This window comes from Vibrio scophthalmi LMG 19158 (assembly GCF_000222585.1).
GTDB lineage: Bacteria > Pseudomonadota > Gammaproteobacteria > Enterobacterales > Vibrionaceae > Vibrio > Vibrio scophthalmi.
Genome location: NZ_AFWE01000212.1, coordinates 13,862 through 32,598 on the forward strand (window position 1 = coordinate 13,862; position 18,737 = coordinate 32,598).

Sequence of the window (18,737 nt, forward strand, 5' to 3'; positions counted from 1 at the left end):
TCAAGGATGAGCGATAGCCCTGTATTGGCTCTGGCAAAAGATTTAATTGGCCGACAATCAGTAACCCCTGAAGATGCGGGTTGCCAACAAGTGATGATAGATCGTCTCAAATCACTCGGATTTGAGATTGAAGTGATGGTGTTTGAAGACACCACCAACTTCTGGGCTCGCCGTGGTGCGGAAGCGCCCCTATTTGCGTTTGCCGGTCATACTGATGTTGTGCCTGCTGGCCCAGTAGAACAATGGCGTACCCCGCCCTTTGAGCCAACAGTGATTGACGGCTACTTACATGGCCGCGGCGCAGCAGACATGAAAGGCTCACTCGCCTGTATGGTTGTGGCTGTCGAACGTTTCATCGAAGAGAATCCCGCCCATACAGGTTCGATTGCCTTTTTGATCACTTCCGATGAAGAAGGCCCGTTTATTAATGGCACGACTCGCGTCGTTGATACCTTAATGGCGCGTGATGAAATCATCGATATGTGTATTGTTGGCGAGCCATCAAGTACGCATGCCGTCGGTGATGTGGTTAAAAATGGCCGTCGCGGTTCAATTACCGGTGATCTACGAGTGAAGGGAACCCAAGGCCATGTCGCCTATCCTCACCTAGCCAACAACCCGATTCATCAAGCACTGCCGGCCTTAGCTGAACTTGCTGCAACGCAATGGGATAATGGCAACGACTACTTCCCACCCACCAGCTTCCAGATCCCGAATCTAGCCGCAGGCACTGGTGCCTCAAATGTTATTCCTGGCGAGTTCGACGTGCAGTTCAACTTCCGTTTTAGTACCGAGCTAACGGATAGTGAAATCAAACGCCGTGTACACTCAACCCTCGATGCCCATGGTTTAGACTACGATCTAAAGTGGACGCTAAGCGGCCAGCCATTTTTAACCGATACAGGGACATTACTCAGTGCGGTGGTGAAAGGCGTCGCCGACGTAAACCATAAAGAGCCACAGCTACTGACCACCGGTGGCACCTCTGATGGGCGCTTTATTGCACAAATGGGGACACAAGTGGTTGAGCTCGGTCCTGTGAATGCCACCATTCACAAAGTGAATGAGTGTGTCAGTATTGCCGACCTAGAAAAACTGACCGATATGTATCAAAAAGTACTGGAGAATATCCTCGCGTGATCATGACGCCTGAGCAGCTCACAGGCCAAAGCCAAAGCCACCTCTCTGAGGTGGTGATTGGTCAGAAAGCCTTCTTAGTTCATCTTGAGGTTGGCAATGATTTGCTACGCCTCAAGCAAGCGGCGACTCAGGCGGGGTTTAATCTCAATATCGCCAGTGGCTTTCGCGACTTTGAACGACAGAAAACCATTTGGAACAATAAGATTTTAGGTCACAGCGCTATTCTCGATAGTGATAGCCAACCCATTGATGACACAACACTGAGCGAGTTAGAGAAAGTGATGGCAATTTTACGCTGGTCGGCACTGCCCGGCGGAAGTCGTCATCATTGGGGGTGTGAATTTGATCTGTTTGACCGCGATTTGTTACCACAAGGCGTACAGTTAAAGCTGGAGCCATGGGAGTATTTACAAGGTCATCAAACGCCATTTTATCAATGGTTAAAAGACAATCTCGCTCAATTTGGTTTTTTCTTTCCCTATGCCGACGATCTTGGTGGCGTGGCCCCAGAGCCTTGGCATATTAGCCATAAGCACACCGCGCACGATTGTTTAGCGCAATTCTCTCCAGCGATACTTGAGCAACAATTGCGTCTTGATCCCATCTTGGCGATGGAAGAGGTGTTAAGCCAGCTTGATTACATCTACACTCAGTTTATTACCAATATTTGTGGAGAAGTATGATGGATTTACTAACTAATCCGTGGGTCATCATTACCATCGTTTTATGCGTCATCATTGGTAATATCGCCGCCTTAAAATATACCGCCAATATGAAGATGGGCCAGATGAAAAAGCGCGACCCCGCCGATCACAAAACGTCGTCACATCAAGAAGAACAGCCTGAAAGCAAAAACCCGCCTAAAGACTAATACTCCAACTATGGGCTCGTCCGGCGGGTCTTTTATTTCATCTAAACGATAACTTGCTTATCGTTGCTCACTCGCAACTTAATATGCGCTACTTAATGTGATCCCACGAGATATTAGAAACGATTCGGCAATCATCGCACTTGAAGTAGAAAATATCGTGTAACGGCGCGTCCAACAGCCACTCCCCACCACATTTCGGACACTTACGGCTCTTTTCTTCCGCCAAGCTCGCACCACCAACGCGGTATTGATAGTAATACGTCGGAATGGTGGTCAAAAACTCAATCCGACCACGCAAATCCCAACCACGGCGGAATAATACGCTGTCGGTGTCGCAAATCTCATGCAGCGCGGCATGTTCAGCACGGCAACCGCCCGCCATTTGCAATTCATCACACGCTTGCCACTCTGTTTGCCATTTCACTACCGCTTTATGATCGCCATTTAAAGTTGGTCCATTACGGTACAGAGGGATTGGCAACAAGGTTTCACCGCTGCGCAGTGGTGAGCACGTATGAACGTAAGTGGTGTAGAGCACTTGCCAACTTGGCGTCTCTTCTTCTGCTGCTTCTTCTGAATTTAAGTCACGCCCCAGCATACGCATTTTTGGTGCCAGTAAGCTCGCCTCCGCTAAACGGTTGATGCACACTTTAACAAAGTCAGAATGGTTATTAGGATGTAAGCTCTGTTTTTCAGGACAGACCACACGCACATAAAACTCGCCATCCCCCATCACAATCGGGAATTCGCGACCGAGCACTTGGCCGTTGTAACGCAACGCATCCATCAAACCATTGATGGCTTTGTCTACGGCACTAATGGTGGTGTTATCAAAACACTCAAATTGAAGTTCAACAACGTACATGGTTACACCGCAGGCTCTAAGTGATTTAAGAATTCAGCCACATTCTCGGCCAAGACATCACGCTTATCGGTGCCTAGGCGCTCAAGCACGACATTGCCGGTGAGGTTACAAATGGAGATCACATCAAGCTCCGCGTCTGTCGCCGCAATAAATACCGTTGGCTTAAGTTTTAAACGACGCTGCGTCACCAAGTGGCCAAGAATGTTCTCTTGTAGGCGAACAAAATCTTCATCATTCCAAACTTGCAGCAGTGACAAACCGTTACCATTCCAGCTTGCATCCATGTCGGCACTGTATTGGCTGCCATAAAAATGTTTAATATCGTCATGCAATGTCAATTCAATGCCTTGTTCCACGTTAGTGAAATCAGCAAACTCATCACGAGAAAACGCTTGCCACTCAACGCTATCCGCGCGTTTTTGTTCAACACAAGGGGAAACGAGGTCGGCCAATTCTTCACTGATTGGCAATGAGCCGTGTTGCTCTTGGAAGGCTGAGCGGTATTTTTCACTGAATGTGCGTAAGGCTTGCAAAACGTTGTCAGCCATTCGGTTCTCCAATTTAATGACACTGGGTGCGAGATTGCGTAAAATTCCCGTCATTCTAATCCAAATCGATCCAAAGTATGAGTAAATATTCCAACGCTAAAGAGCTCGCCGGGTTAACACTAGGCCAAAAGACTGAGTACGCAAGTCTCTACAACCCATCGCTACTTCAGCCTGTACCACGTAGCCTAAACCGTGATGATCTTGAACTGGGTGACACGCTCCCTTTTCATGGTTGCGACATTTGGACCTTGTATGAACTCTCTTGGTTGAACGACAAAGGATTACCTCAAGTTGCGGTGGGTGATGTGAGCATTCCCGCCACTAGCGCAAACTTGATCGAATCAAAGTCCTTTAAACTTTACCTTAATAGCTTGAACCAAACGCGCTTTACTTGCTGGGATGATGTCGAAGCGACATTGATCAAAGATCTCTCTCACTGCGCTGGTGAAACCGTCAGCGTAACATTGCGCTCAGTCGAAGATTACACCGACACGGTTATCGTCACGATGGCAGGTGAGTGCATTGATCATCAAGATATAGAAATCACGCATTATGAGTTTGACGCAAGCTTACTTGAAGGTGCTGCGGAAGAAGAAGTCGTCACCGAATCACTGCATAGCCATTTATTGAAATCAAATTGCCTAATTACCAACCAACCGGACTGGGGCAGTGTCGAAATTCAATATCACGGTCAAAAAATTAACCGTGAAGCTCTGTTACGATACATCGTTTCGTTTCGTGAGCATAACGAGTTTCACGAGCAGTGTGTTGAACGCATCTTTACTGACATCATGACCTATTGTCAGCCAGAAAAGTTGACTGTTTACGCGCGTTACACTCGTCGAGGTGGTTTAGATATCAACCCTTACCGTTCGACAGAGCAAGCACAGCCTAACCATAATCAGCGTATGGCTCGTCAATAAGGATAGTTTTTAGGATGCATACTTTGCGCTGGGAGCGTTGGCTCTGCTTATTGCTTTTATTATTGTCACCGATGAGCTTTGCGACACCGGTGTACACTTCGCCGATATTAAATGAAGCCAATAGCCTGATTGATATTGTTCCAAAGCAAGCTCGGCAACTCGCTTTGGACTTTCTCACCCAGCGCACACTGACTAATAACGCAGAAAAAAGCCCTTCCGCTATTTCACGTGATGAAGCCGATAACCGCGTCCGCAGCCCAGGGGCTTCCATCGACGCCCTGAAAATTTTAGCTGACGCCGAATTCAATCTTGGCAACCCAAAACTCGCATTGGCTCATCTTGATGAAGCCAAAGCGTTAGCCAAACTCTATCACCTGCCCTATCTTGGCCTTGATGTCGAACTGCAACAGATCCGTTTAGCTTGGTTATATTCCGGTGATGGCATTAAAGCACGTGAACAACTGCATCAAATCAGCGACATCTATAAGTCGATCAAAAGCCCGGAGCAATTAGCAAAAGGGCTAAAATATCAGCACGTCATGCTCAAGGCAGAGATCGCCTCTAAAGAAGGGGAAGTCGAGTTAGCGAATCAACTTTTTGCTCAGCTAACACCGTATGTCAATCAGATAAAATCGACCTATACGCTGATTAACTACCACATTACTGTCGGCGAGCATTACCTTGCCCACAAGCAATACAATAAAGCGCTATCAGAGTTTTTAATTGCCTACTGGAAAGCGATTGAAGAAGATTCAAGCGCACAACTGGGCAAAGTAAACTATCGCTTAGGTGCGCTGTTTTATGATCGCCGTGTATTGGATAAAGCCATTGTCCATCTATCACAAGCCGCCGATTTTTACGATAACTACCAAAACTCGCCGGTACTGCCATCAGTATTGAAAATGATGGGTGACATCTATTACCAGCAAGGTAAGTACAACCTCGCACTGGTCCAACTCTTCAATGCGATGGATCATGAACGTACGCAGAACAACGTTATCAATGAGATCGATATTCGTATTTCATTAGCTGCGACCTACCTAAAGTTGGTTAACTTCACCCTAGCAGAACAATATTTAGAGCGTGCGGAAGAGTTATTGATTGGCACCCATGCACCTAAGCTGCAAGCTTACGCTTACTTACTAAAATCGGGCTTAGCCTCGCACCAAGGACTAGGTCAACAAACCATCGACAATGCCAAAAAAGCGTTAGAAATTGGTACTCAGCTCAATAATGTTGCACTACAGAAAAACGCCTACAGCTTGATTTATCATGGCTACGAGCTCAACAAACAATATCAAACGGCGTTGAAATACTTCAAACAATACAATAAGTTTGCCACTATTGAACAAAGAGAGCTCGACATCATCAGTGAGGATGCTTTCCGTCAGCAAAAGGATTTTGTTGAACGTTCGATTCACATGAGTGGTCAACAGCAAGAGCTCGATCACGCTGAAACTGAGTATCGAAAATTCCAGAAAATCGCTTTTGGGTTGTTTATTATCAGCTCAATTCTATTTACCTTCCTTTTGCGTAGAGGCCATATCCTCAAGCTGCAAAAAGCGGAGATCGACAAGTTAAATCAAAACCTATTCACCCACTCCCGCTCAGGGTTACGCAACTTACGTATGCTAAATGCTAAGTTAGCCGCTTCTTTGGAAGCCAGCAGCGGTCAATTTGAAAAATGGCATATCGGCGAACTGATCCACGAGCCACTTAATGACCGTCTACGTTTTGTGATGATCGACGTTCCCTTTCTACGTAATCTACACATGCAACACGGCTACAGTGAAGGCTTAAAATTGGAAAAAGAGTTTGGCCGTTACCTGCGTAAAGAGATCACGTCTCCAGCACGCATCTACCATTTTTCAGATGCTAATTTGCTTTATATCGAGCCCAACACTAATCGCAACAGTGACCCAACAGAATTAGTTGATAAGATTCAACAATGGGTCGATCAGTTCCAACCAGAGCGATCTCTTAACCGAGTGGTCCGTGTCGGAATGGTGGATTACCCATTTCTTCCTCGCGCCTATACCGCACTGAACGACAAAGAGTTGCTAGATATCTTGTTAATGGCAACTGGAGCTGCACGCACGATCAGCATGCAAGAACAGACGAGCCAATGGGTTTATTTGAAAGCGATTGAAAATGCCCCTGCAGCCAGTCTAGCAACCGGTAACGTACGCAAAGCCTGTAAGCACGCAATTAACCAAGGGTTAATAAAGGTACACTCTTCTTACAATAATGAGGAGAGCCTCAAAAAAATATTAAAAGATGAGTAAAACCGTGCCGTTCCGCGGTGACAAGCCGTGACGAACGAAATTAATTTGTTATTATCAATAAATTAATTAATAAGATCTTTTTAGATCACGTAATCATAAAGTTTAGATCTACATGGGTGCACTCGAACAAGATATTCAGTCGCAGTTACACAATCTGAAGTCTCAATTGGAACAAGTTCGATTGACACAAAGAGATAGCTCGTTCAAGTTTAAACGAGAGCAGCAGGTTTTACAGCGTGTCGTCACCTCTTTGAGTGACGCCTGTTGCACCAACGATCCACGATTACTCACGAGCTTGCTCGAGCTAAAAGTGGCGATTGAAAAACAGAAAGATATTAGCTCGCTAATTCCTAAATTGGTGATATTAGAACGTTTAATAAAACAACACACAGTGGTTATGGATAAACAGAAAAAACAGCTTGATTCACAAGTGAAACATGCTGGTGAAACCCTATTACGGGTCGCTGGTATCCCATCGAAAATCAAACGAGATCTGCGTGATTTATTGAGCTTCTGTGCCAGTAACCCAACCTCTCGTTCAGAGCAAGCAATCAAGTTGCTTACTATCTATGAACGCTCGCTCAAAATCCTCACCTCGAACCCTGATAGCACAGCCTCTTTACCGAGTAGTGATGGCGAAAAAGAGTTACTCAACAAACTCAACGAAGAGCTACAAAATCTGATTACGGAGCTAGATTTTACTGGGGAGTCAGGTGAGTTACTGAATGATATTCGTGCCAAATTACTACTGGGTGTCAACACTCAAGTACTACTTGAAGAAACCTTACACATACTAAAGTTGGTCATTCAAGGCACCGATTTTGAACGTAAAACCTCGCAGCAGTTTCTCAATCAAGTTAACGAATCCATCTCCAGTTCTTTAAAAAGCTCCGCGCAAATTACCGACCAAAGCATCAGTTATTTTGATCAGCGTGTTGAGCATGGTAAAGAATTGCAATCCTTGATTACAAACAGCTACTCCGTTTTACAAGGGGCTCAATCACTTGAGGCCGCGCAGCAAAATTTATCCCCATTGTTGGATCAGCTATCTTCACTTTCTGAGCGTTTGAAGCATGCTGAAAGTCGCGAAAAAGCACTGCTTGAGCGTATGAAGTTTGGTCATGGTCAATTGGAGTCGTTATCAGAAACCGCCCAAGACCACCGTCGTCGCTTGGAAGATCAAGCGGAACGTATCCAACAAGACCCACTGACTCGCGTGCTGAATCGCTCTGCGTTCAATGAGAAAATGGAAATTGAATATCGTCGCTGGATCCGCAATCAACATAATCTGCGTTTAGTGCACTTCGATATTGATGGCTTCAAATCAGTTAACGACAGTTTTGGCTATACCGCCGGTGATAAAGCACTGAAGATCATTGCCCGATGTATCAAAGCCGAGTTAACCGATGCCGATATTATCGCGCGCTATTCTGGTGAAGAGTTCTTGGTGATCATGCCAGAACGTGCCGATCCTGAGAATCTCGAACTGGTCAAAGCCATTCAAGCTCAAGTGGCGCGTTTGCCTTTCAAATTCCGCGAACAAAGCTTAAGCATTACGCTTACAGCCGTCAGTACCGTCTTTAAAGAATCCGACACACCGGAAGAAGTTCTGGAACGACTGCGAGTACAGTTGCAAGAAAGCAAAAAGGTGGGCGCCAATCAATTGGTGTGGAAATAGCCGCGACAAATAAAACCGTTAATCAATAAAGCCGCTTTGAGTTATCACCAAGCGGCTTTTTTATTTCTCACACTCTCTCCCAAGTCAATTATCGTACGCTAAGCGTGATAGATGTATTGATATCAATTGGTTAGTCTTTATTCTTACGCTAACAGTGCTAAGCTCAAAAATACGGTCATGTTATCGAGTCTCTGCATACACCACCGTATTTTGCCACTCAGGCTTGCTAAGGACTCGCTCGCCACAAAGCAGCGATCGATCATTATTTCAAGGAGGTCACTATGATCACCCACATCAGCCCAGCGGGTAGTATGGATTTACTTTCTCAACTTGAAGTTGAGCGCCTTAAAAAAACGGCATCCAGTGATCTTTACCAACTCTATCGCAACTGTACGCTAGCCGTGCTTAACTCAGGCAGCCACACCGACAACTCAAAAGAGCTGCTCGAAAAGCACAAATCGTTTGATGTTAACGTGATGCGTCGTGAGCGTGGCATCAAGCTCGAATTAACCAATCCACCTGAGCATGCTTTCGTCGATGGACAAATTATCAAAGGCATCCAAGAACACCTGTTCTCGGTGCTACGTGACATTGTCTACGTCAACATGCATTTGGCTGACAACCAACGCTTAAACTTAACCAATGCCACCCATATCACCAACTTGGTGTTTGGTATTTTACGTAATGCAGGCACCCTGACCCCAGGCCTTGAGCCAAATATGGTGGTGTGCTGGGGGGGCCACTCCATTAACCCTACCGAATATCAGTACACCCGTGAAGTGGGTAACGAAATGGGGTTGCGTGAACTGAATATCTGTACCGGTTGTGGACCGGGGGCGATGGAAGGGCCGATGAAAGGCGCCGCGATTGGTCATGCCAAACAACGTTATACCTCGCAACGCTATCTTGGTTTAACAGAACCTTCAATTATTGCTGCAGAGCCGCCAAACCCAATCGTGAATGAATTGGTGATCATGCCCGATATTGAAAAACGCCTTGAAGCGTTTGTACGTATGGCACATGGTATTGTGATCTTCCCTGGCGGCCCAGGCACAGCAGAAGAACTGTTGTATATCTTGGGTATCATGATGCACCCAGAGAACGCAGAACAACCGCTGCCAATCGTACTCACTGGCCCTAAAGAGAGCGAAGCTTACTTCCGCTCAATCGACCAATTTATTGGTGACACTTTAGGTGAAGCGGCGCAAAAACATTACCAAATCGTAATTGATGATCCGGCTAAAGTGGCCAAAATCATGAAGCAAAGTATGGATCAAGTCCGTCAACATCGTAAAGATACCGGCGATGCTTATAGCTTTAACTGGTCACTAAAAATTGAACCGGAATTCCAGTTACCGTTCGATCCGACCCATGAAAACATGGCCAGTCTTGATTTACATCTCAATCAACGCCCAGAAAACTTGGCTGCGGCACTGCGCCAAGCCTTCTCTGGTATTGTTGCCGGTAACGTAAAAGCAGAAGGTATCCGTGAAATAGAACGTCACGGGCCATTCATCTTAGACGGCGATAGAGAACTGATGAAGAAAATGGACTTATTACTAAAAGACTTCGTCACCCAGCACCGCATGAAACTCCCTGGCAATACCGCTTACGAGCCATGCTATCGAATCTCAACCGATTCAAAATAGTCATTGATACATTGGGATATCGCCGTCTCTGGCTGGCTTTATCCCCCACTTCATTTACAATAAGGGCCTTGAGGCCCTTACTTTTTAAACGCTTATGTCTATTCATCTTGTCATTATCGATGCTCTAAACCTGATTCGCCGCGTACACTCTGTACAGCCCGATCCCACCGACATTGCAAGAACGATAGAAACCACAGGGCGAACCCTCACCCGTATTATCAATGAAGCGCAACCGACACACATCGTCGCGGTGTTCGATCATCACCTGCAAGAACGCGGTTGGCGTGCGGAAATTCTGCCTGAATACAAACAAAACCGTAAACCCATGCCAGAGCCGCTACTCAAAGGGCTTGACGCGATTCAAGACGCATGGTGGAAAATGGGCATTGATTCGCTGCTCTCTGATGGTGATGAAGCTGACGATTTAGTGGCAACCTTAGCGATTAAGGTCGCAAGCCACAACGAGAAAGTCACCATCATATCCACCGATAAAGGCTACTGTCAGTTGCTTTCTCCAACGCTGCAAATTCGTGACTACTTCCAGCATCGCTGGTTAGATGCACCTTTTATAGAAAAAGAGTTTGGCGTGAAGCCAAGTCAATTGGCCGATTATTGGGGATTAACAGGCGTCAGTTCTAGCCAAGTTCCGGGGATCCCTGGTATCGGACCAAAAGCAGCCAAAGAGATCTTAACGCAATTTGAGACCATTGAGCAGGCTTATAGCGCTGACGAACTGGTGAAAAAGTACCGTAAAAAGTTTGATGAACATATCGAAATGGCGCGAACTTGCCGCCAAGTTGCGCAGCTAAAAACCGATATTGAGTTAGGTTTTAACCTGCAAGATTTACGCTACGAAGGGCCGAATCAAGCATAACTTGATGTTACTGTGATTGTTGCTCTGATTGCTGCAGGCCGTCGACAACACGAACGCAAAACCCAGCAGAAAAACAAAAAAGCTCCCATTGGGAGCTTTTTAATTGACCATACATAGTCAACGCATCGTTGCGATAGCGCTTGGTTTAGTAAGGCGAGATGTTCGACAAGCTCTGTACATGAACGGTGATTTCTTCACGATCATGGTAAAGATGTTTCGCTTGCAGCTTAAACTTCACGTCGTTTTTAATTAGGAATACTTTAAGGTTTTCGATATCTTGCAGTACTTCGTCGTAACGACCTTTCATTGGCAGTTTAAGGTTAAAAATCGCCTCTTTTGCCCAGCCACTAATGATCCACTCACCCATCAGTTGCGCCACGCGTGATGGTTTTTCAATCATGTCACATACCAGCCAAGTCACGTTCTTACGTGGTGGCTCAAACTTAAAGCCATCTTCTTGGTGATGTTTTACTTGACCAGTATCCATCAGGCTTTGCGCCATCAGACCATTGTCCACTGAGTGAACGAACATTGAACGTTTCACAAGTTGGTAAGTCCAACCGCCTGGGCATGCACCCAGATCGACACCCCACATACCAGAAGCCAAACGCTCATCCCACTCTTCGCGAGGAATAAATACGTGAAACGCTTCTTCCAGTTTCAACGTTGAGCGACTCGGCGCATCTGCTGGGAATTTCAGACGAGGAATACCCATGAAGAACTGTGAGTTATTAATCGGCAGTGAGTAACCAATATAGCAATGACCCGGCTCAACGAAACAGATATGCAATACCGGTTTCTTCGGGTTATCTTTATTAAACAAGATACCTTTACCACGCAATGCTTGGCGCATTGGCACGGTAAACTTACGGCAGAACTTGAGCAGCTCTTTCGCTTCATTAGTATCCGGTGTTTCAATGCGTAGGTCACCACACATTGGCATGCCATCCGCTTCGCTCAGTTCTTGCAGAATTGGCGAAATACGGTCTTCACGTGGCAAGTCGGTCAGTTCAACAGCAACGGCAAACATTTGGCGAGCAAAGATCAGCGATTTGAAATCTAACGACTTCACTAGCTTAGCTGCATCACCTTGTTGGTAACACTCAAACAACACGAATCCAGAGTTTTTTTGAACGCGCGGAAAACCGAACACTTCCAGCGAACTCGCTCGATCTTGAATTTCACCCGCACACTCTTTCTCAAAGCCAGGACGGCAATAGAGCATTAGTTGTTTCACTTACTCACCTCTGTTGTTCTGTAGTGCTGCATAGACGAACAAAGCCCAACCTAACATAAAGGTCATGCCACCTAGCGGAGTAATTGGTCCAAACCATTTAATTCCACTTAGCGCTAAGGCATAAAGGCTGCCGCTAAAACAAAAGATGCCGATAATAAAGCAAATCGCGGCGATGAAAAAATACTTTTGCGCTTTTGCACTGACTTTGTTCGTCATTAGGATGCCACAAGCAATGATCGCCAATGCATGGATAAATTGATATTGGACACCAATATTAAAGACTTCAAGTAGATAGGGTGACAACATTGCTTTTAAGCCGTGCGAAGCAAATGCCCCTAACGCAACACCAATGCCTGCTAAAAGTCCCCCAGCCGCCAGCACATTATTCGCTTTCATACTACTCCTCGGCCGTATCGTAGAGTTCAAAAATATACTGACTCAATCTTTCAACCGCTAAATCAATATTACCCTGCTCAGTAAACCCCGATCGTTTACGCGGCTTGAAGCCATGATCGCCATCAGGAATAAAGCTACTGCGTACACTCGGGGCTAAATCAAACTGTTCAAGCTCATCACGAGTTCCAAAAGTGTCACGTTCACCTTGGAGAATCAGACACGGCTTGTTCAACGTCGCTAAGTGTTCACCTTTAAATTTTTCAGGTTTGCCCGGAGGGTGGAAAGGGAAACCTAAACAAGCAATACCCGCAACCAAAGGATGCTCGCTCAATAAGCTCGCCATGCGCCCGCCCATCGACTTACCGCCAATCACTACCGGTTTATCGGTGTATTGTGCGATGATCTGCTCAAAGGTTTCGAGTAATTTAGGCGCACGATCGGGTGGGCGTTTGGTACCGAGTTCAGCGCGTTGCACCATATAAGGAAAATTAAAGCGTACTACGCGAATGCCTTTTTCAACCAGCCCCGTAGCGACTTGCTGCATGAAGGCATGATCCATTCCCGCTCCGGCGCCATGGGCAAAAATGAACAGCGGCGCATTCTCAGCGCCATCAATAATTACCTTATTCGTCATCTTCCAATAATTCCTCTTGCTCGCTGTGTGCTTTCGCTAGCATCCAATCGCGGAAGGTCGCAATTCGGCCCATATCAGCCTGTTTCTCATTGCAGACCACATAAAATGCATTTTTTGACACCAATACTTCATCAAACGGTGCAATCAAACGACCCGCTTCCAATTCAGGCTGCGCTAATACGTTATTGCCTAACGCAACACCTTGGCCATGCGCCGCCGCCTGTAGCACCATGGTTGAGTGGCTAAAAATTGGTCCATGATTTAAATTCACGCCCTCAACACCATGAAATTTAGCAAAATGCTTCCAATCTTTACGTGACGTATCGTGCAATAAGGTATGGTTTTTCAGATCACCTAATTCTTCTAATGGCTTAGCGCCTAATAATAGTGACGGCGAACACAGTGGGATAAGAAACTCTTGGTAAAGTTTATCGGCTCGTAATCCCGGCCAATTACCTCGTCCATAATAAATCGCCACATCCACATCATCAGTTAATGAACCTTCATCCATATCAACGGCTTTAATGCGTACATCAATATCTGGTTCTTGCTGATTAAAATCCGCTAAGCGAGGAACCAACCATTGAATCGCAAAACTCGGCGGCAAACTAATGGTTAGTGCGCCTTTTTCACTGCGCTCAAGCACTTTATCTGTCGCTTCAGCTAATGAAGTAAAAATGTCTTTGATGTCGAGAAAGTAACTTTGCCCTTCCTCCGTCAACAACAATGAACGGTTACGACGGCGGAATAACTTCAAGCTAAGAAACTCTTCTAACGCCTTGATTTGATGGCTAACTGCTGCCTGCGTCACAAATAATTCCTCTGCCGCACGAGTAAAGCTCAAGTGGCGAGCCGCGGCTTCAAATACCTTCAACGAGTTCAAAGGGGGTAATCTTCTGGACATAGGCGCCTTCAATAAATTGGATTAGTTTTTTTAATCTGAAACATTATAAAATGTCCATTGCCTGACGACCAGAGAAATTCTATATTTCGTCTCGCAATACAAGCCTGAACGGCTTGGTTTCTTTGAAATCAATTGGCTTTGTTGTTGCGATGTTGTGTTTGCAAACTCGTATTTCGAGTTGGGTAGAATTTCTACCATGGTTTTGTCTCATCAATCCCAGAGACGAAACGTATACTTCCTGTATTTATTTTGACCTGTCTGTCAAATTTTTTCGCACCGCCTATAGGCGGTGTTTTTTTATGCCTAAAATTCACTCTCGGCTCTCTATTCTCGCTTCTCGCCTCTTTATTCTCGCTTCTATATCTCTCATTCAGCATAAAGATTCCCTACTCCTTCCTTGTCAGTCTAGGGAATGACGACGTTCGTATATTATTGGCTAACAACCAAACAAAACCCCACCTCGTCATTCCCTACCGCGAGGCACGAGCGTGATAGGGGATCTCGCTTTTCTCGCTTCTTGAACCTTGACTCCCGCGCCACTTTCCTCAATACCTCTCAGCATAAAGATTCCCTACTCCTTCCTTCGTCAGTCTAGGGAATGACGACATTCGTATATTATTGGCTAACAACCTAACAAAACCTTGCCTCGTCATTCCCTACAGCGAGGCACGAGCGTGATAGGGAATCTCGCTTTTCTTTTCTCGTCTCTCGCCTCTTGCTTTCTCACCTCTCGCTTTTCTCTCTTCTCAATTCCCACAAAAACAAAAAAGCGCAAACCGAATCAACGATTTGCGCCTTTATTCTCAGTCATGGATGCACTAACAATGCACCAACACTAACGTCGTTCGCCTCTGGCTATGGACGGTAAACTTTCACGTTAGCAAAGCCTTGCTCTTGCAAGTAAAGCGCTTGCAGACGGCTCATTACACCGCGCTCACAGTAAAGAAGGTAGGTCTTACTCTGGTCAAGATCACCAAACTGAGTGCCTAGCTTGTAGAACGGTAGGTGTTTTACTTCAACACCATCAATCTCAAGTGGGCTCTCGTCTTCTTCATCTGGGCTACGAATATCAAGCACAACAGCATTCTCTTCAACCGCTTGAACTTGCTCAACTTCAGGAACCGCTTCTTCCGTTTGTTTCGCAATTTCACGGATATCCATGCTGCGCGCTTCAAGAACAACACGCTCTAGGATATCAAAGTCAAATTTCGCTTCTTCAGCTTCTAGCTTCGATTTCACCGCTTTCACTGTTGGCTTTTTAGAAATAACACCACAGTATTCAGGCATCGTTTTTGCAAAATCTTCGGTACCAATATCACGCGCAACGTTGATGATGTCTTCTTTATCCCAGTTGATAAGAGGACGTAGAATCAAGGTATCTGTCACGTTATCAATATGACGGAGGTTGGTTAGCGTTTGGCTTGATACTTGGCCTAGAGCTTCACCTGTCACAAGCGCTTGAATATCATACTTCTCAGCAATCATACCTGCCGCACGCATAAACATGCGCTTCAGGATAACGCCCATTTGGCCGTCATCGACTTTTTCAAGGATTTCAGCAACAACAGGATCAAAGTCCACTGAGATGAAACGCACTTTGGCTGATGAGCCATATTTGTTCCATAGGTAATGCGCGACTTGTTTAACACCAATCTCGTGTGCAGGGCCACCAAGATTGAAGAAACAGTAGTGCACTTTTGAACCACGTTTAATGTGCAGGTAGCTCGAAACGCCTGAGTCGAAACCACCTGAAATCAGGCTCAATAGATCTTCTTGTGTCCCTAGAGGGAAACCACCTAGGCCTTTATGACGCGCAAGGATCTGGTTCAGTTTATCGTGGTCTACTTCTACTTTAATCGTCACATCTGGCGATTTCAGTTTCACTTTTGCAGTTGCAACGGCTTGGTTTAGACCGCCACCAACATAACGCTCTAGTTCGATAGAGGTAAAGTCATGTTGACCACGACGTTTAGCACGTACCACAAACGTTTTGTTTTCTACCAATGGGCCGCTAAGTTCTAGCACTTGCTCATAGATATTGTGTAAATCGGTAAATTCTGACTGCTTCACTTCCAGTACATGATGAATGCCTGGTGTGTGTGTCAGGATTTCTAGTACTTCTTTGTAGTACTGATCGCTCTCTGACGTGACTTCAATGTGGTCGCGACGGTTAAATACCGCAACAGCCGAAGTACGGTTTCTGATAATGTTGCGAATGTTCCCTTCAAGAATCTTTGTGAAGCGTTTTCGCACCGATTCACTTTTTACAAAAATTTCTGGATGAGGTTTTACAATAAATTTCATACTTCACTTCACTGGTTAACAGTTGTTCGCAATCATCATCAATATACCGGCCGTTTATTCACGAGCATCACAGTATAGAGATCCTAAGGGCGCGGATTATACATGATGAAAAGAGCATAAAAAAGACGAGCGTGATGCTCGTCTTTTTAGTTTAGTCATTTATTAGTGACCGATAGCGGGAACTTCGTCGCTATAGAGCGGTTCACCTTGCATAATACTGATCTCAACCCGACGGTTTTTCGAACGTTGTAGTTCAGTATCATTAGGCCCTAACGGTTCCGTATCGGCCATGCCACGAACGCGTAAGCGCTGATGAGAAAAACCACGGACCTTCTCCATCTCTTGTGCGACAGACACCGCACGCTGCGCGGAGAGATCCCAATTTGAACGATACAGTTCCGAATCCAAACGTTGATTGTCGGTATGACCTGAAACGCGAACGATCCCCGGAACATCCTTGACCAACTCAGCCACTTGACGCACCAACGGACGGAACTTAGGTTGCAAGAACGCAGAACCGGCTGGGAATGCCCCTTTCTCACGAATTCGAATCACAATCTGTTGACCGAGGTTTTCGACTTCAATTGCACCATCTTTGATCTCGCGTTCTAACGCTTTTTTCAGCGCTTCAGACAAGGTCTCCATCTCTTGCGACATCTCAGATTCTTGCGATTGTTCTTTATCTGATTCGGTATTCTGATTGTCTTTGGTTGACGTTTCTGGTGATTGGCCACCGGTCAATTTACCTTTCTCACGTTGGGTGCCACCAGCACGATCTGACTCACCTTCATGAAACTCTAGCGTCTGCTGAGTAATGTCGATGGTCTGCTGCATAATCACATCGATCGGCGTCGGCTCTGGGCGACCAGGGCGGAATTCCTGAGCGATAATGCTGGTGCCTTTAGGAATATCTTTCACTTCTAGTCGATTCTGTACACCGAAAGCGAACTTCATCGAACCCGCGATTTGTTTAAACTTCAGTACGTCCATCTCTGAAAATGACAACAGCAGTACGAAGAAACACATTAGCAGCGTCATTAAGTCTGAAAATGTCGTCATCCATAACGGGGCACCCGGTGGGGGACATTTACAGTCGTTCTCATCATCCATAGCGATTCCTTACTAACCGTCCACGTCGATGGCTCGTTTGCCTTCATTGAGGTAATTTTTCAGGTAGCTATCAATCACGCGTGGGTTTTGGCCATCTTGAATTGCCAGCACGCCATCCATGATCAAACGACGATTGAGTTTTTCTTGTTCACGACGCAGTGACAATTTATCGGCAATCGGGAAGAACACCATGTTAGACAATACCGCACCGTAGAGTGTGGTTAAAAGTGCCACCGCCATTGCTGGACCAATCGACTTCGGGTCGTCCATGTTGGAAAGCATCGCAACAAGACCCACCAAAGTACCGATCATCCCCATCGCGGGGGCAACATCACCATAGGCTTTAAATACGCTAGTGCCTTTCTCATGACGCTCGTCCGTTAACGCGATATCTTTTTGCAGTGCCGAACGCACCACGTCAGCATCATGGCCATCAACCAGTAAGTCGATGCCTTTTTGCATGAAGCTGTTGGTAATTTCCATCTCTTCAAGTGCTAAGAAACCACCTTTACGCGCGGCATCCGCCATTTCGACAATCTTAGCAATCAGATCTTCTGGCTCATCGGTTTTAAACATGAATGCTTTGCCAGCAATTTTTGCTGCGCCAAAGAATTGCCCCGCGGTGAACTTCATCAACACAATAAAAGAAGAACCGCCAATTACGATTAAGATAGACGTAGTATCGACGAACATCCCTAGGCTTCCGCCTAGTAGCATCGCCATAATAACGAATGCGAAACCGCCAATGAGTCCAATTAGCGTTGCTAAATCCACAAAGCACTCCTCATGCTAACCTTTTAAACTTTCTCTGGAATTATATCGGCTGCGGTTGTGAATCTTTAGCTTTTTATTGGTATCACACTCACATTCTCCCCAAATGAATGGTTACTTTTGTTGCGCGAGTAGCGTTCTGTAACCAAATTGATACTCAACACCAACAGTCATAAGCCGTTTTTAATGCGACATTAACCCTGTTTAAGCTCGATTTTTACCACAATTTTCCGCGGTTAAATTTGACCATCATTAGCGGCTAAGGTAACTTTCGTGCATCTTTCCTAATCTAGAAATATTATGGCGAGCAAGAAACCTGAAAATATGACCTTTGAGGCGACCATTGACGAGTTAGATACCATCGTTGAAGACTTAGAAAATGGAGATTTAGCGCTGGATGATGCGCTGAAGAAATTTGAGCGTGGCATCTCTTTAGCTCGTGCAGGCCAAAGCAAACTGAATGACGCCGAGCAGCGCGTTAGCATCTTATTGCAAAATGACGATGACGCACCGTTATCTGATTTTTCCTCTCAGCCTGAATAATACCG

Annotated in this window: 18 protein-coding genes; 9 read left to right on the forward strand and 9 right to left on the reverse strand. The window is 45.7% G+C overall.

Annotation, left to right across the window (positions count from 1 at the left end; translation table 11 throughout):
* Positions 1-6 precede the first annotated feature (6 nt).
* The 3 genes from dapE to RH88_RS18680 are packed head-to-tail and all read left to right on the forward strand — an operon-like array spanning position 7 to position 2,011.
* A complete protein-coding gene (dapE, locus tag RH88_RS18670; protein ID WP_005598948.1) occupies positions 7-1,140 on the forward strand; it encodes a succinyl-diaminopimelate desuccinylase in 1,134 nt (377 codons plus the stop codon).
* Positions 1,141-1,142: 2 nt separating this feature from the next.
* A complete protein-coding gene (locus RH88_RS18675) occupies positions 1,143-1,823 on the forward strand; it encodes a M15 family metallopeptidase (RefSeq protein ID WP_040758034.1) in 681 nt (226 codons plus the stop codon).
* Positions 1,823-2,011: a DUF2897 family protein gene (locus RH88_RS18680; RefSeq protein WP_005598952.1), complete on the forward strand. Its 189-nt coding sequence runs from the start codon at positions 1,823-1,825 to the stop codon at positions 2,009-2,011. The genes RH88_RS18675 and RH88_RS18680 overlap by 1 nt, the downstream gene beginning before the upstream one ends.
* An 88-nt stretch (positions 2,012-2,099) precedes the next feature.
* Here the strand turns inward: RH88_RS18680 and RH88_RS18685 are convergent, their stop codons facing one another.
* Positions 2,100-2,876 carry a Zn-ribbon-containing protein gene (locus RH88_RS18685; RefSeq protein WP_005598953.1) on the reverse strand — a complete coding sequence of 259 codons (777 nt, stop codon included), beginning with the start codon at positions 2,874-2,876 and terminating at the stop codon, positions 2,100-2,102.
* A 2-nt stretch (positions 2,877-2,878) separates the two neighbouring features.
* Positions 2,879-3,424 carry a SecY-interacting protein gene (syd, locus tag RH88_RS18690; protein WP_005598955.1) on the reverse strand — a complete coding sequence of 182 codons (546 nt, stop codon included), beginning with the start codon at positions 3,422-3,424 and terminating at the stop codon, positions 2,879-2,881.
* 77 nt (positions 3,425-3,501) lie between these two features.
* On the opposite strand from syd, the gene queF reads away from it, so the two are divergent.
* The 5 genes from queF to xni all read left to right on the forward strand — a co-directional run bounded on the left by queF (position 3,502) and on the right by xni (position 10,833).
* On the forward strand, positions 3,502-4,347 hold the full coding sequence (gene queF / locus RH88_RS18695) for an NADPH-dependent 7-cyano-7-deazaguanine reductase QueF (RefSeq protein WP_005598957.1): 846 nt from the start codon (positions 3,502-3,504) through the stop codon (positions 4,345-4,347).
* A gap of 14 nt (positions 4,348-4,361) precedes the next feature.
* Positions 4,362-6,632 carry a tetratricopeptide repeat protein gene (locus tag RH88_RS18700; protein WP_005598959.1) on the forward strand — a complete coding sequence of 757 codons (2,271 nt, stop codon included), beginning with the start codon at positions 4,362-4,364 and terminating at the stop codon, positions 6,630-6,632.
* 112 nt (positions 6,633-6,744) lie between these two features.
* The gene (locus tag RH88_RS18705; protein WP_005598961.1) at positions 6,745-8,310 is read left to right on the forward strand and encodes a diguanylate cyclase; all 1,566 of its coding nucleotides are present in this window, start codon (positions 6,745-6,747) and stop codon (positions 8,308-8,310) included.
* Between the two features lie 281 nt (positions 8,311-8,591).
* Positions 8,592-9,959 (forward strand): nucleotide 5'-monophosphate nucleosidase PpnN, encoded by a 1,368-nt coding sequence (ppnN, locus tag RH88_RS18710; protein ID WP_005598962.1) that lies wholly within the window; start codon positions 8,592-8,594, stop codon positions 9,957-9,959.
* A 94-nt stretch (positions 9,960-10,053) separates the two neighbouring features.
* Complete coding sequence (gene xni / locus RH88_RS18715; protein WP_005598964.1) at positions 10,054-10,833, forward strand: flap endonuclease Xni; 780 nt, start codon at positions 10,054-10,056, stop codon at positions 10,831-10,833.
* Between the two features lie 145 nt (positions 10,834-10,978).
* On the opposite strand, the gene rlmM is transcribed toward xni, so the two are convergent.
* The 7 genes from rlmM to pomA form a co-directional block, all read right to left on the reverse strand.
* On the reverse strand, positions 10,979-12,070 hold the full coding sequence (gene rlmM, locus RH88_RS18720) for a 23S rRNA (cytidine(2498)-2'-O)-methyltransferase RlmM (protein WP_005598966.1): 1,092 nt from the start codon (positions 12,068-12,070) through the stop codon (positions 10,979-10,981).
* The gene (locus RH88_RS18725; protein ID WP_005598968.1) at positions 12,071-12,466 is read right to left on the reverse strand and encodes a DUF423 domain-containing protein; all 396 of its coding nucleotides are present in this window, start codon (positions 12,464-12,466) and stop codon (positions 12,071-12,073) included.
* Position 12,467: 1 nt separating this feature from the next.
* Positions 12,468-13,100, reverse strand: coding sequence for an alpha/beta family hydrolase (locus tag RH88_RS18730; RefSeq protein ID WP_005598970.1), 633 nt, complete (start codon positions 13,098-13,100; stop codon positions 12,468-12,470).
* Entirely contained in the window at positions 13,090-14,004 is a 915-nt protein-coding gene (locus RH88_RS18735; protein ID WP_005598972.1) for a transcriptional regulator GcvA, read from the reverse strand. The genes RH88_RS18730 and RH88_RS18735 overlap by 11 nt, the downstream gene beginning before the upstream one ends.
* 855 nt (positions 14,005-14,859) lie before the next feature.
* Entirely contained in the window at positions 14,860-16,308 is a 1,449-nt protein-coding gene (thiI, locus tag RH88_RS18745; protein WP_005598979.1) for a tRNA uracil 4-sulfurtransferase ThiI, read from the reverse strand.
* Between the two features lie 162 nt (positions 16,309-16,470).
* A complete protein-coding gene (locus tag RH88_RS18750; protein WP_005598981.1) occupies positions 16,471-17,418 on the reverse strand; it encodes a flagellar motor protein MotB in 948 nt (315 codons plus the stop codon).
* Positions 17,419-17,430: 12 nt separating this feature from the next.
* Entirely contained in the window at positions 17,431-18,192 is a 762-nt protein-coding gene (pomA, locus tag RH88_RS18755) for a flagellar motor protein PomA (RefSeq protein WP_005598983.1), read from the reverse strand.
* A gap of 297 nt (positions 18,193-18,489) precedes the next feature.
* On the opposite strand from pomA, the gene xseB reads away from it, so the two are divergent.
* Positions 18,490-18,732, forward strand: a complete 243-nt coding sequence (xseB, locus tag RH88_RS18760; RefSeq protein ID WP_005598985.1) for an exodeoxyribonuclease VII small subunit — start codon at positions 18,490-18,492, stop codon at positions 18,730-18,732.
* The last annotated feature ends 5 nt before the right edge of the window (positions 18,733-18,737 follow it).

Excerpts from the sequence above, each read along its gene's own strand:
- dapE (WP_005598948.1), top strand. The coding sequence starts at position 7 with ATGAGCGATAGCCCTGTATTGGCTCTGGCAAAAGATTTAATTGGCCGA.
- RH88_RS18675 (WP_040758034.1), top strand. The coding sequence starts at position 1,143 with ATGACGCCTGAGCAGCTCACAGGCCAAAGCCAAAGCCACCTCTCTGAG.
- RH88_RS18680 (WP_005598952.1), top strand. The coding sequence starts at position 1,823 with ATGGATTTACTAACTAATCCGTGGGTCATCATTACCATCGTTTTATGC.
- RH88_RS18685 (WP_005598953.1), bottom strand. The coding sequence starts at position 2,876 with ATGTACGTTGTTGAACTTCAATTTGAGTGTTTTGATAACACCACCATT.
- syd (WP_005598955.1), bottom strand. The coding sequence starts at position 3,424 with ATGGCTGACAACGTTTTGCAAGCCTTACGCACATTCAGTGAAAAATAC.
- queF (WP_005598957.1), top strand. The coding sequence starts at position 3,502 with ATGAGTAAATATTCCAACGCTAAAGAGCTCGCCGGGTTAACACTAGGC.
- RH88_RS18700 (WP_005598959.1), top strand. The coding sequence starts at position 4,362 with ATGCATACTTTGCGCTGGGAGCGTTGGCTCTGCTTATTGCTTTTATTA.
- RH88_RS18705 (WP_005598961.1), top strand. The coding sequence starts at position 6,745 with ATGGGTGCACTCGAACAAGATATTCAGTCGCAGTTACACAATCTGAAG.
- ppnN (WP_005598962.1), top strand. The coding sequence starts at position 8,592 with ATGATCACCCACATCAGCCCAGCGGGTAGTATGGATTTACTTTCTCAA.
- xni (WP_005598964.1), top strand. The coding sequence starts at position 10,054 with ATGTCTATTCATCTTGTCATTATCGATGCTCTAAACCTGATTCGCCGC.
- RH88_RS18725 (WP_005598968.1), bottom strand. The coding sequence starts at position 12,466 with ATGAAAGCGAATAATGTGCTGGCGGCTGGGGGACTTTTAGCAGGCATT.
- RH88_RS18730 (WP_005598970.1), bottom strand. The coding sequence starts at position 13,100 with ATGACGAATAAGGTAATTATTGATGGCGCTGAGAATGCGCCGCTGTTC.
- RH88_RS18735 (WP_005598972.1), bottom strand. The coding sequence starts at position 14,004 with ATGTCCAGAAGATTACCCCCTTTGAACTCGTTGAAGGTATTTGAAGCC.
- thiI (WP_005598979.1), bottom strand. The coding sequence starts at position 16,308 with ATGAAATTTATTGTAAAACCTCATCCAGAAATTTTTGTAAAAAGTGAA.
- RH88_RS18750 (WP_005598981.1), bottom strand. The coding sequence starts at position 17,418 with ATGGATGATGAGAACGACTGTAAATGTCCCCCACCGGGTGCCCCGTTA.
- xseB (WP_005598985.1), top strand. The coding sequence starts at position 18,490 with ATGGCGAGCAAGAAACCTGAAAATATGACCTTTGAGGCGACCATTGAC.